Origin of the sequence: Microbacterium sp. (assembly GCF_011620665.1) — a bacterium.
Taxonomy (GTDB): Bacteria; Actinomycetota; Actinomycetes; order Actinomycetales; family Microbacteriaceae; genus Microbacterium.
On the sequence record NZ_WOYQ01000078.1, the window covers coordinates 17,178 to 31,680 of the forward strand.

Sequence of the window (14,503 nt, forward strand, 5' to 3'; positions counted from 1 at the left end):
GGTCGTGACGAACGGCCGAGCTCTCGGCAGGTCAGGCGTCGATCGACTCGCGTGACAACCGATCGCTCGAGCCGATGATGAAATCGCGGCGCGGCGCGACGTCGCTGCCCATCAGAAGCTCGAAAACCCTTGACGCGGCTTCGGCATCCTGAACTCTCACGCGGCGGAGCGTACGGCCCGCGCGGTCCATCGTGGTCGTTGCGAGCTGGTCTGCGTCCATCTCGCCCAGGCCCTTGTAGCGCTGTACCGGCTCCTGCCAGCGCTTGCCCGTCTTCTCGAGCCTCTCCAACAGGGTGTGCAGCTCCTTTTCCGAGTAGGTGTAGATCATCTCGTTGGGCTTGGAACCGGGGTTGACCACGATGACGCGATGCAAGGGTGGGACCGCGGCGTAGACGCGTCCGTCCTCGATGAGCGGACGCATATATCTGAAGAAAAGAGTGAGCAGGAGAGTGCGGATGTGCGCGCCGTCCACATCGGCGTCGCTCATCAGGATGATCTTTCCGTAGCGCGCGGACCCGAGCTCGAACGAGCGACCTGACCCGGCTCCGATCACCTGGATGATTGCGGCGCACTCGGCATTGGACAGCATGTCGCTCACCGAGGCCTTCTGCACGTTGAGGATCTTTCCTCGAATCGGCAGGAGCGCCTGATACTCACTGTTTCTTGCGTTCTTGGCCGTTCCGAGAGCCGAATCCCCTTCCACGATGAACAACTCGGACTGAGCGATGTCGTTCGTGCGGCAGTCGGCGAGTTTGACGGGAAGTGAAGAACTCTCCAGGGCGTTCTTGCGTCGCTGCGTCTCCTTGTGGGTGCGCGCGGAGATGCGTGCCTTCATTTCTGAGACGACCTTCTCCAGGAGCAGCGAGGTTTGGGCCTTGTCCTCGCGCTTGGCCGAGGCGAACCTCGCGGCCATCTCGCTCGCGACGATGTTCGCAACGATGTTGCGGACGGCGGGAGTACCGAGAATCTCCTTCGTCTGCCCTTCGAACTGGGGTTCCGGCAGGCGCACCGTGAGCACCGAGGTGAGGCCGGCGAGGATGTCATCCTTCTCGATCTTCTCGCCCGCGCCGACCTTCAGCCGCCGCGCGTTCTGCTGAACCTGATCGCGCACGACCTTCATCAGGCCCTGCTCGAAGCCGGCCTGATGAGTGCCGCCCTTGGGGGTGGAGATGATGTTCACGAAGGACCGCCCGACCGATTCGTATCCGGTCCCCCAGCGCAGGGCGAGATCGACCTGACACGTGCGCTCGACGAGGCTCGGAACCATGGCGCCGGAAGACTGAAGCACAGGGACGGTCTCCGTGAACGTGCCTTCTCCCGTCAACCGCCAGGTGTCCGTGATGGGCGAATCCGGTGCAAGGAAGTCCGCGAACTCCGAGATTCCGCCGTCGAAGCGGTAGCTCGTCGAGGTCGGGTCGGTTCCCGAGAGCGCCCGCGGACGCTCGTCGTCGATCACGATCTCGAGACCTGGAACCAGAAACGCGGTCTGGCGCGCGCGCTGCTCGAGTTCGTCGAGGTGGAACACGGCATCCTTCGTGAAGATCTGCGGGTCGGCCCAGTAGCGAATCCGGGTGCCGGTGACGCCCTTGGCGACTGTCCCGATGACGCGAAGGTCGGACGAACGATCAAAGGGCGTGAAGGGGGAGTCCGGGGAAGGGCCCGCGAACTGGCCGGGCTCGCCGCGGTGGAACGACATCGCGTAGGTCTTCGAGTTCCGGTCGACCTCGACATCGAGGCGTTCGGAGAGAGCATTGACCACGGATGCGCCCACGCCATGCAGGCCGCCGGATGCCGCGTAGGAACCACCGCCGAACTTACCGCCCGCGTGAAGCTTGGTGAAGACGACCTCGACGCCCGTCAGCCCGGTGCGCGGCTCGACATCCACGGGGATGCCGCGAGCACGGTCCCGTACTTCGACGCTCCCGTCGGGGTGCAGACGGATGTCGATTCGCGTGCCGAAACCGCCGAGGGCTTCATCGACGGAATTGTCGATGATCTCCCACGCGCAGTGCATGAGCCCCCGCGAGTCCGTGGACCCGATGTACATGCCGGGACGCTTGCGGACGGCTTCCAGCCCCTCGAGCACCTGGAGGTGATGGGCGGAATACTCAGCGGTCACAATCCTCAAGCGTATCCAGCCCTGCGGCCGCCAGCCGCAGGACACACGCAGCGCGCTGCTGACCGGCTGCCTCGGTGAAAAGTCCACGTACGCGGACAGCGAAATCTGACCGGATCTCGGCATGATTCACTGATTCGCGTGGTTGTATGTGAGGCATCCGCACCGAATGGGATGCATCATTCCCCCGATCGAGGAGGCCCCGAAATGAGCATGACTGACACCGCTGAGCCCTCTGCCGTCCTCGACTACCGGCTCACCGCGGAGGACCGATGTGATTCGTGCGGCGCCCAGGCGTACATCGCCGCGGACGTCAACGGCAGCGAACTCTTGTTCTGCGCCCACCACGGTCGGAAGTACGAAGAGAAATTGCGCGCTATCGCAACAAGCTGGCACGACGAGACCGCTCGCCTCGTCGAAGCCCGCTGACCGCGCCCTCGTAGACTGGCGGCATAGTCTCGTCAGTCCGGGAGGACGCCCATGGTTTCGAGCGCCCTTGCGCCTATCGAGCGCCTGCGCGTGCTCGCGCAGCGCGCACGCGGTTTCGATGCACGATCAGTGACGGAGCGCGCCCGCAAGACAGCACGAATTCACGGCAAGAGGTTCCCTGCCGTGCTCATCGACATGCTGTGGTCCGCGGGGGTGAAGCGTGTGGGGTTCAACGACTACCTCGAGTTCGACTTCGCGATTCTGAGTCGCGAAGAACGTGCGACGTGGGTGACGAGCCCACTCGCTCTGGAACTCTCGAAAAAGTTCGATGACCCCGAGTTCGTCCACGTCTTTCACCACAAGATCGAGTTCAACCGAGTCTTCGATCGATTTCTCGGGCGAGAGTGGCTGGACTTGGAAACCGCGGATGCCGAGGCGCTCCATGCGTTCGCGGATCGCCATCCTGTGGTCATCGGGAAGGTGCCGGTGAGCAAGTCCGGTTTCGGCGTCAGCCGATACGACACCTCCGCCGTCACCGACTGGGAGGCGCTGTACGCCGAGCTGCTCGCCAAGGGCGAGGTGCTTGTCGAGGAGCGGATCACGCAGCACCCTGCGCTGGAAGCGATCGCTCCGGGCACAGCGAACACGACTCGCGTCACCACGTTCGTGAAAGACGACGGCACCGTGGAGATCATCAACATGGCGCAGAAGTTCGGTCGCGGCCAGGTGAGCGACCAAGGCGCGTTCGGCGGGTTCTACACCGCGCTCCACGAAGACGGGCGAGCGATGGGCATGGGATACGACATACACGGAGAGCTGTTCGAGACGCACCCTGACACCGGGGCTCGGATCGCCGACTTCCGGTTGCCGATGATGGACGAAATGCGGGCCCTCATCGCGGAGGTTGCGCTCGTCGTTCCACAGGTGCGGTACGTCGGCTGGGACATCGTCGCCACCGCGACCGGGCCGGTCCTCGTCGAGGGCAACTGGGGTGCGGGCGTGTTCGAGAACAAGCCTTCCGCGACCGGCATCCGGCATGGTCACCTCCCCCGCTATCGAGCGGCGATGGGGTTCTGACGCGGGCAGGTGAACGCGTGCGGATCAGTCCGTGCGGATGATGCCGAGTGGCGTGGACTGGTGACCCTGGCCGAGTGGATTGTCGCCGAGGATGCGCACAAGGCGTTGCTCCCCCAGCCGGTCCAGCGTCGAACCCAGGATGTTGCCGCCGATGTCGTTGATGTCGACGACCGCAACCTCGGCGACGCCGCCGAGCAGTGACTTCACGTGGGCGGCGACCGCATCGGGTTCGCGCGGGCCCAGCACCACGGCCTGGTTATAGGGCGGGATCGTGCCGCTGGTGGGACCATCGATCGCGCGGGCCTTATCGCCGGCGATGCGATAGAAGTCGCCGCGTCGGCCGAAGAGCTTCGTGACGGCACTGACGCCTGCCGCGAAAAGAATGCGCGGTGTTCCGCATTCACGCAGCGCCATCTCCATCGTCTCGGGCATGCCGAGGCCGATTCCGTAGGATGTGCGCGTGACATACCTGGAGAGGAACCTCGCCAGACGACGCGGCTCGATCTCGTCGAGCGTGAACGAACGTCCCTGCGTGATTGCGACGATCTTCTCCGTCACGAAGAGGATGTCGCCGGTGCGGACCGTGCCGCCAGCGTACTCGATGATGAAAGCATCGAGATCATCGCCGGGCATGACGACACGCGTGCGGATCGGGATGCGCGCGAACGGCGTCCCGTCGACCGTGACCGTCAGAGCCTTACCGTCGTTGGGGACGTCCGCGCTCATTCGAGATAGTCCCGCAACGACTGGGAGCGGGAAGGATGACGGAGCTTGGCCATCGTCTTCGACTCGATTTGACGGATGCGCTCGCGCGTGACGCCGAACGTGTCGCCGATCTGGTCGAGCGTCTTGGGCTGCCCGTCACCGAGACCGAAGCGCATACGGATCACGCCGGCCTCGCGCTCGGAAAGGGAGTCGAGCAATGCCTCAAGCTGTCGTTGCAACATCGTGAAGCCCACCGCGTCGGCCGGGACGACCGCCTCGGTGTCCTCGATGAGGTCGCCGAACTCGCTGTCGCCGTCCTCACCGAGCGGCGTGTGCAATGAGATGGGCTCGCGGCCGTACTTCTGGACCTCGATGACCTTCTCCGGAGTCATGTCCAGCTCGCGGCTGAGCTCTTCGGGCGTGGGCTCGCGACCGAGATCCTGCAGCATCTGACGCTGGACGCGGGCGAGCTTGTTGATCACCTCGACCATGTGCACCGGGATGCGGATGGTGCGTGCCTGGTCGGCCATGGCACGCGTGATCGCCTGACGGATCCACCAGGTCGCGTACGTCGAGAACTTGAAGCCCTTGGTGTAGTCGAACTTCTCCACCGCACGGATCAGCCCCAGGTTTCCTTCCTGGATCAGGTCCAGGAACTGCATCCCGCGTCCGGTGTACCGTTTGGCGAGAGAGACGACGAGACGGAGGTTGGCTCCGAGAAGGTGGCTCTTCGCTCGCTGACCGTCGCGTGCCACCCACTGCAGGTCGAGTCCCAGCTGATTGGACTTCTCGGCAGCCGACATGTGCGACAGCTTCTCTTCGGCGAACAGCCCTGCCTCGATGCGCATCGCCAGCTCGACTTCCTCGGCCGCGTTCAGCAACGGCACCTTGCCGATCTGCTTCAGGTAGTCCTTCACCGGGTCCGCGGTCGCGCCCGTGATCATCGTCGAGTAGACGGGCACGTCATCTTCGTCGCTGGATGTGATCACGATCGCACCGGTCGGCAACGGCTCGCTGAAAGCCGGCTTGGTCGACTCCTCATCGTCCTCGTCGTCGTCGTCCTCGGCAGCGGCGGGTGACTTCTTCGCGTCGGTTGCCGCCGGTGCGGCTTCGTCGACGGCAGTCTCGCTGTCAGCGTCTTCGAGATCATCCTCGGCGAGTTCCAGGTCGTCGTCGACCTCTTCGTCGAGATCAGCGTCGAGGGGCGCGGCCTTGACTCGGCCCTTGACCGGAGATGCTTTGGCGCCGGCTGCCGCGGTGGGGGCTTTCGCCGTGCGGGATTTGGCCGCTGCGGCCTTCGCAGGCACCTTCACCGCATCTGCTTTCGCGGCGGGCTTCACCGGAGTATCCACTGCATCGGTGTCGTCGCCCGTTCGGGTGCGGGGGGTCTTCGTGCTCGAGGTCACGTCTCACCTTTCACCGACGGGGATCGCCGGGCATTCGGACACTAGTAAGACCCTTGTCAAGTCCTCGGGCCGTTTCTCATGCGAAAACGACACCAGTGGTGACAACGGGTCAAGTCTCCATTATCGCATACATCATCTCCGGGACGACGCCTATCGGCCGACGCGCCGGGCCGCTCCCGACCTGCAACCCGACAGGCCTCGCGCACATTCCGTCAGCGACGCCCACGCTTGTCGTCATCACTGCGCCGGTCGGCGAGGAACCTCTCGAGTTCGGCGGCAAGCTCATCGGCGCTCGGCAGGTCGCCGGCGTGGATGATGGGCTGGCCGAGGTTCGATCCGGCCATGTAAGAGTCGTACCTATCCTCGAGGGTGCGCAGCATCGAGGTCAATTCGTCACTGCCCGACACCTGCTGGTCGACCTTCGCAAGGTACTCGCGGTTCTCTTCGCGAACGGAGTCGGCATCGAACACCAGGCCCGTCGCCACGGAGAGACTGTCGAGGCCCGCGAGCGCAGCTGCCGGATAGTCCGTTTCGGCAAGATAGTGCGGAACGAGCAGGACAAAGCCAGAGACGGCGGCACCCGCGGTCGCGAAGCGATGCTCGAGGAGGTGCGCAACAGTCGCCGGCACTTGTGTGTGCGGCTTCCACACCGAATGTGCGTGCGCCAGATCTGTGCGCGTCCCGCTGACAGTCGTGCCCAGCGGTCGGGTATGCGGGACGGGCATCGGGATCGCGTGGACCCACGTCACGTGCGCCACCTGCATCCCTTCGGCCAGTCCGACGACGCTCTCGGTGAAGGCGTCCCATGCGAAATCGGGCTCGAATCCGCAGAGGAGGACGAACGGATTGCCGGCGGCGTCATGCGCCAGAGACAATTCCAGCCGCGGGGGCCGGTAGTCGACGAGGTGATCTTCGTCGAACGTGATGGTCGGACGGCGCGCTCGGTAGTCGAGCAGGATGTCTGCGGAGAAGGATACGATCGGCGCCGGGTTGAGGTCGTCGCGAAACATCTCGACCATCCGCCGAACCGCACCACCTGCATCCGTGAAGCCGGTCAATGCGACCACGAGGGGAAGGCCCGAAGGCACAGGCGGTGCGGACGCGACCCGCTCATACAGAGGACCGGACAGTGGCATGGTTCCACTGTACGAGTCCCTCCGGGGGTCGGCGTCGCGTACGTCCCGCTGACAGCGAACATGGTGCCGACGGGATCCCACCGGGGGCAGTGCGCAAACCTAGGATGGGGATATGCCGATTCCGGAGCTGACGGTCTCCACCGTTTCCCTAGCCCCTTCGACTTCCGGGTCGCCGCTCGACGTCGATGCGATCGTATTGGCGCTTCCGCCGCTGTCGTCCCTGACGGGTGACGACTCAGCGCTCGCGCAGTGGCCCGGCCTGGCCGACACTCTCGACGCGCTGGGCTTCACCGGGGCAACCGGATCCGTCCTGCGTGTGCACGTGCCGCGGTCGACCCCACTGCCGGTGTTCATCGTCGGGACGGGCGCTGACGTGGATGCCGCGTCCCTCCGCGACGCGGTCGGCACCGCCGTGCGGACGACGACGGGGTTCGCCAACCTCGCGGTCGGAGCTCCTGCAGCACCCGCCGAGTTGTGGCGTGCGGCGGCAGAAGGAGCGCTCCTGGGCGGATACCGGTTCGCCGGCTACAAGAGCACGACCGGCCCCGAACGCGCGTCACGCGTCGTCGTGCACACGACGGCCGAGGTGAGCGATGCCGAGCAATCGGAGGTGCGTGCGCTCGGTGCTGCTGCCGCTCTCGTGAAGGATCTCGTGCATGTCCCGGCCGAGTGGCTGGGTCCTCAGGAATTCGCCGATCGCGCCGTCGAGTCCCTCCACGGGCTGCCCGTCGAGGTCGAGGTGTACGACGAAGTGCGCCTGCGCGCGGAGGGTTTCGGCGGCATCCTGGGTGTCGGACAGGGCTCGGATCGCCCACCGCGCCTCATCCGTCTGGACTATTCGCCCGCAGGCGCCAAGCACCATGTCGCTCTCGTCGGCAAGGGCATCACGTTCGACACGGGCGGACTTTCCTTGAAACCTCCGGCCGGCATGGTGGGGATGAAGTACGACATGGCAGGCGCCGCCACCGTTCTCGCGGTCGTTCGGGCCGCCGCGGCGACGGCCATCCCCGTCCACGTATCCGGGTGGATGTGCATCGCTGACAACATGCCGTCTGGGCGCGCCACGCGTCCCGGAGATGTGCTGCGGATGCTGGACGGCACGACGGTCGAAGTCTTGAACACCGACGCCGAAGGCCGCCTCGTCCTGGCCGACGGGCTCGTCGCCGCAAGCCGCGAACACCCGCACGTGATCATCGACATCGCCACCCTCACGGGAGCGATCAGCGTCGCACTGGGCACTCGCCACACCGGGGTGATGGGTCAGGATGCCACCGTTGGCGCGTATCTCGCCGCCGCCGCGCGTGCCGCTGAGCCCGCCTGGCATCTGCCGCTGCCCGCGCACATGGAGGACGAGCTGGACTCCCCCATCGCCGACCTGCAGAACGCCAAGATCGGCGACTCCGCCGGTGGAGCGCTCTTTGCGGGGCTCTTCCTGCAGCGATTCGTCGGCCGCGCGTCGGAGGAGGCCGATGCGCCGCGCATCCCCTGGGTGCACCTTGATATCGCCGGGTCCGGCTCGACCAAGACCGCCTTCGGTGCAACCGACAAGGGCCCGACAGCGACCGCGGTGCGCAGCCTGATCGATTTCCTCACTCACATCGATGACCACCAGGAGGTCGCAGCATGACGGAGCACATGGCAGATGTCGTCGTGCTGGGGGGCGGTTCCGGCGGATATGCGGCCGCGTTGCGCGCCGCCGAGCTCGGTCGATCCGTCATCCTCGTCGAGAAGGACAAGGTCGGTGGAACCTGTCTGCACCGGGGCTGCATCCCGACCAAGGCATTGCTGCATTCCGCCGAAGTCGCAGACCACGTGCGGGAGTCGGCATCCGTCGGCGTTTCCGCAACCCTGGACGGTATCGACGTCGCGGGCGTGACGGCCTACCGCGAGAACATCGTGGCGAAGAAGTTCAAGGGCCTCGAGGGGCTCCTCTCGGCACGGGGCGTCACCGTCGTGAACGGCGCTGGCACACTCGTTCCTGGTCCTGCCGTCGTCGTCGGAGACGAGGTCTATCGCGGCACGGACACTGTGCTGGCGACCGGATCGTACAGCCGGATGCTGCCGGGCATCGAGCCTGGGAAGCGCGTCCTCCGCAGCGAGGAGGCCCTCGACCTCAGTGAAGTGCCGAGTCGCGTCATCATCCTCGGCGGCGGGGTGATCGGCGTGGAATTCGCGAGTGTGTGGCGCTCGTTCGGTGCCGAGGTCACGATCATCGAGGCGCTGGACCATCTGGTTCCCAATGAAGACGTGGCCCTCAGCAGGGCACTCGAGCGGGCCTACCGGAAACGCGGGATCACCTCGCGCCTCGGAACACGGTTCGCTTCCTTGACGGCCGGCGAGGACGAGGTGGCCGTGACACTGGCGGATGGCTCAACCTTGACCGCCGATTACCTCCTGGTGGCGGTCGGGCGAGGACCGGCCACGGCCGACCTCGGATTGGAAGCAGCGGGGGTGACGCTGGACCGTGGTTTCGTGACCGTCGACGAGCATCTGCGAACGAGTGTCCCGCATGTGTGGGCGGTCGGAGACATCGTCCCCGGACTGCAACTGGCGCATCGCGGGTTTCAGCAGGGGATCTTTGTCGCGGAGCAGATCGCCGGGCTCACACCCGTGGCCGTACCCGAGCACGCGATCCCCCGCGTGACATACAGCCGTCCCGAGGTCGCTTCCGTCGGGTTGACGGAAGCGCAGGCTCGGACCCAGCACGGCGACCGGGTGGTGGCCTATGAATTCAACCTCGCGGGCAACGCCAAGAGCGAGATCATCGGCACGGCGGGCATCGTCAAGGTCATCCGAGTGGCCGACGGCCCCGTGGTCGGAGTCCATCTCATCGGCGAACGCGTCGGCGAGCTCATCACCGAAGGTCAGCTTGCCGTCGCGTGGGAAGCGCACCCCGAGGACATCGCACCCCTGATCCATGCTCACCCGACGCAGAGCGAAGCGCTCGGCGAGGCGTTCCTTGCGCTTGCGGGCAAGCCGCTGCACGCGCTCTGATACCCCCTCCGCGCGGGTTCACTAAGCTAGACACGACATCGACCTTCTGAAGGAGACACAGTCATGAGCACATCCGTGGTCCTCCCCGCGCTCGGTGAGAGTGTCACCGAGGGAACGGTCACCCGCTGGCTCAAGAAGGTCGGCGACTCGATCCAGGCAGATGAAGGCCTGCTCGAGATCTCGACTGACAAGGTGGACACCGAGATCCCCTCCCCCGTGAGCGGTGTGATCGAAGCGATCCTTGTCCAGGAGGACGAGACCGTTGAGGTCGGCGCCGTTCTGGCGAGGATCGGCGACGGCGGAGGCGAACCCTCCGCACCCGTCCCCGCTGAGGAGGCTTCCCCCGCGCCCGCTATCCCCACCGCTCCTGCCACTCCTGCTCCCGCCGCCACTCCTGCTCCCGCTGCCACTCCTGCTCCCGCCGCCACTCCTGCTCCCGCCACTCCTGCTCCCGCCACTCCCGATGTCACTACGGCTCCACGGGCCGCTCGGGGCGCAGGAGACGACGCGAAGGATGTCGTCCTGCCGGAGCTCGGCGAGAGCGTGACCGAGGGCACTGTGACCCGCTGGCTCAAGCAGGTCGGCGACGATGTCGCCGTCGATGAGCCCCTCCTCGAGATCTCCACCGACAAGGTGGATACCGAAATCCCGTCACCGGTCGCCGGCACGCTGCTCGAGATCACGGTATCCGAGGATGAGACCGTCGCCATCGGCACCATCCTGGCGCGAATCGGATCCGGCGCGCCCGCTGCCGCCGCGCCTGCTCCGGTTCAGGCTGCCCCCTCTGTTGCTCCCGCACCGGCCCCCGTGGAGACCGCCGCGCCGTCCGCCCCGGCCCCCGCGCCCGTGGAGACCCCCGCGCCTTCCGCCCCCGCTCCGGCTGAGGCTCCTCTTTCGGCCCCCGCTGTCCGGGAGCCTGCTCCCCCCGCTTCCGCCCCTGCTGCTCCCGCTCCTTCCGTTTCGACCCCCTCCGCCGATGCGGACACGGTGACTTACGTCACACCGCTCGTACGCCGCTTGGCGCAGCAGCAGGGCGTCGATCTTGCCAGTGTGACCGGCACGGGCGTCGGAGGACGCGTGCGGAAGGAAGATGTCCTGGCCGCCGCGGCTGCAGCCACAGCCGCCACGACAGCTCCGGCTGCAGTCGCACAGGTCGTCCAAGCGCCCAGCGCACCCGCCTCGGCGGAGGTTTCACCTTTGCGCGGAACGACCCAGCCGATGTCTCGTCTTCGCAAGGTTCTCGCCGAGCGCGCAGTCGCATCGATGCAGCAGACCGCGCAACTGACGACCGTCGTCAAGGTCGATGTCACCAAGGTCGCATCTTTCCGCACGAGCGTGCAGGCAGACTTCGTCGCCAAGACCGGCGGCAAGCTGTCGTTCCTGCCGTTCTTCGTTTTGGCGGCCGCCGAGGCGCTTCGGACGTACCCCGTCGTCAACGCCACGGTCGATGGCACGGACATCGTCTACCCCGCTACCGAGAATCTCTCGATCGCCGTCGACACCGAGCGCGGCCTGCTGACCCCGGTTCTCCGCGACGCCGGTGCCAAGTCGCTCGCCGAGATCTCGCAGGAGATCGCAGACCTCGCCGCCCGAACCCGCGAGAACAAGCTGAAGCCCGACGAGCTCGCAGGCGGTACGTTCACGGTGACGAACACGGGCTCGCGCGGCGCGCTGTTCGACACGCCGGTCGTGTTCCTTCCGCAGTCGGCGATCCTGGGCACCGGCGCTGTCGTGAAGGAGCCCGGCGTGGTGAGTGTCGATGGCGTGGACGCGATCGCCATCCGGTCGTATGTCTACCTGGCGCTCTCCTACGATCACCGCATCGTCGACGGAGCGGATGCCGCCCGCTTCCTCAGCGCGGTGAAGGCTCGGCTCGAGATGGCCGACTTCCATCCCCAGCTGGGCATCTGAGTCACGGCTGGTCCGCGAGGTCGTACACGTCGCGGACCAGCCACCGTTCGTCCACCTGGACGAGCACCACGGCTTGGGAGGCGTATCCGGTCGCGGTAGCGCGAATGACCGCCACTCCCCCGTACTCGTCGATCACGTCGATGCCTGAGATCGGCTGATCCGACCCCACGAGTCCCTCGGGCAGGGGCAGACTGGGATCCTCTCGAACCGCGATGCAGGCATCGGCCTCACCGGCAACGCACTGAGACAGCAGCTCCAGCGCCGCACGGGCGCCACGTTCCAGTGCCGAGGCCTCACCCACGGGCGCCGGTTTCGGCGCGTCGACGGGGGGTGCGGAGGGCGACCCGCTGTCGGGCGCTGCACTCGTGCTCGGCGCAGGGGAAGCAGCAGCGGATGGTGGTCCGGCTTCGCCCGGCCAGAGGATCCCGAACATCACCACGACGCTCACGACCGCTGCGGCTGCCAGCAACGGACCCCGATGGCGGCGTTCTCGGCTCTCCGCCGGCTTCCGCAGCGGTCGAAGCCGATGCAGCAGCGCCACCGCTCCGGTCCGGACGCCTGCGACGGCGTCGATGGTGCGGCGCACGAGGTCGGCATCGATGAGGCGCTCGATCAGCGTGTCGGCACCAGCATCAGGCGCCGTCGCGTCCCGCCGCAGCGCGAGCGCGCGCATTGGCGCAGCGACTGATGCCGCCGCCGATGCACCAGGCGACTCGGGCGCGCTCAGGGGCTGCGGCTCGGCCGCGGCGAACAGCGCATCCTCCCACGCATCCGAGGACCGCCGCGCTGTGATGGTGTCTAGGATGCCGAGCGCGATCTGTGGAAGCACCTGACTCAGCGCTCCCGGCGCGGTCGCCGCGATCTCCGAGAGGATGCCGGCAGCTTCCTCGCGCCACGATCCGCCGGAGCCGAGGGCGAGGACCGGCCGTCCATCGGCATCCACCCACCAGCTGCCCGCGTCCTCGTCGAGCAGTGCAGCCTCGCCCGCGCCGCGGACGATACTGACCGCGATGGTGACCGCCCGGCCAGGCGTGGTCGCATCCTCGCCGCGCAGACGTCCGCGGCACGCGGGAAGGAGCGCCGCGGTGCCGCCCGATGTTCGCACGGCGTCGAGCGGGGCCAGAAGATGCCCGTGGGGCTTGACGCGCCAGATGACGTCGGGCAAGTCGTCGTCCTCGACGCACACCGACACCGGCTCTCCTGCGCACAGCACCCCCGCATACGGTGACTCATCGCTGCGCAGTCGACGCAGAGCCACAGGAGATCCCCGAAAGGTCAGGGTGCAGTCGGACGTCGTGCTCATGGCTCCGAGTGTGCGCGTCGCCGCGCCGCGTGGGCGCCCTGCGAGGCCCTTCTGTGGACAGCGCGGCAGCGACGCCGAATGTGAAGAGCTCGTCGTGACCCCGCGGTAGGCTGGTCTTCATGTCATCCCGCAGTGCCGCGTCAGAGAAGCGACCCGGCTTCTTTTCGCAACTCCGCTCGCTCTTCACGTTCACCAGAGCCGAGTTCGGCTGGTTGTCGTGGGCGCTCGTCGTCGTCACTCTCCTCGGCATCGGGGTGGGCGTGCTCGTCGGCTTTCTCGTGCCGCCGGCCGCCCTCTGGAGCATCCTCCTCTGGGCCGTGACCGGCCTCATGTTCGGTCTTCTCGGCGCGATGATCCTCATGACCCGGCTGTCGACGCGCGCCATGTACCGCAAGCTCGACGGCGTACCCGGCGGTGCCGGTCACGTGCTCTCAACCTCGCTCGGACGCAAGTGGGTCGGCTCCGACATGCCCGTCGGCGTCAACCCCAAGACGCAGGATGCCGTCTACCGCGTCATCGGCCGCGGAGGCGTCGTCATCGTCGCCGAAGGCGCTCGCGGACGCCTCACGCGGCTCGTCAATGACGAGAAGATGAAGGTCCAGCGCGTGGCCTCCGGCGTACCCATCACGGTGATTCACCTCGGTCATGGGGAGGGCGAGGTCGAGATAGCCAAGCTTTCGTCCACCATCAGATCGCTCCCGAAGTCCGTTGACCGTGCGACGATGGCCGCCGTGATCAAGCGCGTCGACTCGGTGTCACAGTCGGTGACGTCCCTCCCGATCCCGAAGGGCGTCGACCCGACCAAGGCCCGCGCGCCGCGTCCGCGCTGACCCCAGGCCCTCAACGGCGGAGAAGCACCGTTCCCACAGCCTTGTCGTGAAGCCCCCGCTGGTCGACGTCCCAGATCGCGGCGGGGATCACGAGCGTGAGAAGCAGAGTCCGTACGATCGGACGCCACAGTCCGACCCATCCCCCACCGGCCCGTTCCAGGCGCAGCCCGACGATCGCGTGCCCCGGGCTCCCGCCAAGGGTCGGAAGCAGCAGAACCTGGACGACGGCGAAAATCGTCAGTGTGGCGAGCGAGTCATAGGTGAAGAACGCAATCGAGATCAGGACGGCGCACGCCCAATCGATCGCGAGAGCGGCGACGCGGCGCCCCAGGCGCGCAACGCTTCCGGGTCCGGACTCCGGCAGCCCCAGTCTTTGACCCGGATACGTGTTCGCGCTGAGATCCGTCGTCACGTCCTCAGTCTACCGGCGGCCTCGTAACATGCCTGAAACACGGGGGATACTGCCGGGCAACCGTCCCCGGCTACGTTCGAGGCGGGCCTGATCCCGTCAGGCGTGTTCCACAGCCGATCTTGGAGACTCCATGTTCAAAGATTCATCCGAGGTGCTCACGTTCATCAAGGACGAGGACGTCAAG

At 66.6% G+C, this 14,503-nt stretch carries 12 protein-coding genes; 6 read left to right on the forward strand and 6 right to left on the reverse strand.

The features are described from left to right. Positions 1–31: 31 nt before the first annotated feature. On the reverse strand, positions 32–2,122 hold the full coding sequence (locus QZV81_RS10030; RefSeq protein ID WP_292836603.1) for a DNA topoisomerase IV subunit B: 2,091 nt from the start codon (positions 2,120–2,122) through the stop codon (positions 32–34). 201 nt (positions 2,123–2,323) lie between these two features. Between QZV81_RS10030 and QZV81_RS10035 the strand changes: the two genes are divergently transcribed. Then, complete coding sequence (locus tag QZV81_RS10035) at positions 2,324–2,545, forward strand: hypothetical protein (protein ID WP_292836576.1); 222 nt, start codon at positions 2,324–2,326, stop codon at positions 2,543–2,545. 51 nt (positions 2,546–2,596) lie between these two features. Next, positions 2,597–3,622: a sugar-transfer associated ATP-grasp domain-containing protein gene (locus tag QZV81_RS10040; RefSeq protein WP_292836578.1), complete on the forward strand. Its 1,026-nt coding sequence runs from the start codon at positions 2,597–2,599 to the stop codon at positions 3,620–3,622. A 24-nt stretch (positions 3,623–3,646) separates the two neighbouring features. Here QZV81_RS10040 and QZV81_RS10045 read toward each other — a convergent pair whose 3' ends face one another. The 3 genes from QZV81_RS10045 to QZV81_RS10055 all read right to left on the reverse strand — a co-directional run bounded on the left by QZV81_RS10045 (position 3,647) and on the right by QZV81_RS10055 (position 6,869). Next, positions 3,647–4,348: a coenzyme F420-0:L-glutamate ligase gene (locus QZV81_RS10045; RefSeq protein WP_292836580.1), complete on the reverse strand. Its 702-nt coding sequence runs from the start codon at positions 4,346–4,348 to the stop codon at positions 3,647–3,649. Beyond that, positions 4,345–5,733, reverse strand: coding sequence for an RNA polymerase sigma factor (locus QZV81_RS10050; protein ID WP_292836582.1), 1,389 nt, complete (start codon positions 5,731–5,733; stop codon positions 4,345–4,347). The genes QZV81_RS10045 and QZV81_RS10050 overlap by 4 nt, the downstream gene beginning before the upstream one ends. A 212-nt stretch (positions 5,734–5,945) precedes the next feature. Then, positions 5,946–6,869, reverse strand: a complete 924-nt coding sequence (locus QZV81_RS10055; RefSeq protein ID WP_292836585.1) for a PAC2 family protein — start codon at positions 6,867–6,869, stop codon at positions 5,946–5,948. A gap of 112 nt (positions 6,870–6,981) precedes the next feature. Here QZV81_RS10055 and QZV81_RS10060 point away from each other — a divergent pair, with 112 nt between their 5' ends. The 3 genes from QZV81_RS10060 (at position 6,982) to sucB (ending at position 11,774) form a co-directional block, all read left to right on the forward strand. Continuing rightward, positions 6,982–8,496 carry a leucyl aminopeptidase gene (locus QZV81_RS10060; RefSeq protein ID WP_292836587.1) on the forward strand — a complete coding sequence of 505 codons (1,515 nt, stop codon included), beginning with the start codon at positions 6,982–6,984 and terminating at the stop codon, positions 8,494–8,496. Continuing rightward, positions 8,493–9,863 carry a dihydrolipoyl dehydrogenase gene (gene lpdA / locus QZV81_RS10065; RefSeq protein ID WP_292836589.1) on the forward strand — a complete coding sequence of 457 codons (1,371 nt, stop codon included), beginning with the start codon at positions 8,493–8,495 and terminating at the stop codon, positions 9,861–9,863. The genes QZV81_RS10060 and lpdA overlap by 4 nt, the downstream gene beginning before the upstream one ends. Before the next feature lie 63 nt (positions 9,864–9,926). Next, positions 9,927–11,774: a 2-oxoglutarate dehydrogenase, E2 component, dihydrolipoamide succinyltransferase gene (gene sucB / locus QZV81_RS10070; RefSeq protein ID WP_292836591.1), complete on the forward strand. Its 1,848-nt coding sequence runs from the start codon at positions 9,927–9,929 to the stop codon at positions 11,772–11,774. A gap of 1 nt (position 11,775) precedes the next feature. Here sucB and QZV81_RS10075 read toward each other — a convergent pair whose 3' ends face one another. Beyond that, complete coding sequence (locus QZV81_RS10075) at positions 11,776–13,077, reverse strand: hypothetical protein (RefSeq protein ID WP_292836594.1); 1,302 nt, start codon at positions 13,075–13,077, stop codon at positions 11,776–11,778. A gap of 119 nt (positions 13,078–13,196) precedes the next feature. Here QZV81_RS10075 and QZV81_RS10080 point away from each other — a divergent pair, with 119 nt between their 5' ends. After that, on the forward strand, positions 13,197–13,907 hold the full coding sequence (locus QZV81_RS10080; RefSeq protein WP_292836596.1) for a DUF4191 domain-containing protein: 711 nt from the start codon (positions 13,197–13,199) through the stop codon (positions 13,905–13,907). Positions 13,908–13,917: 10 nt separating this feature from the next. On the opposite strand, the gene QZV81_RS10085 is transcribed toward QZV81_RS10080, so the two are convergent. After that, positions 13,918–14,319: an RDD family protein gene (locus QZV81_RS10085; protein ID WP_292836599.1), complete on the reverse strand. Its 402-nt coding sequence runs from the start codon at positions 14,317–14,319 to the stop codon at positions 13,918–13,920. Positions 14,320–14,503: the final 184 nt, after the last annotated feature.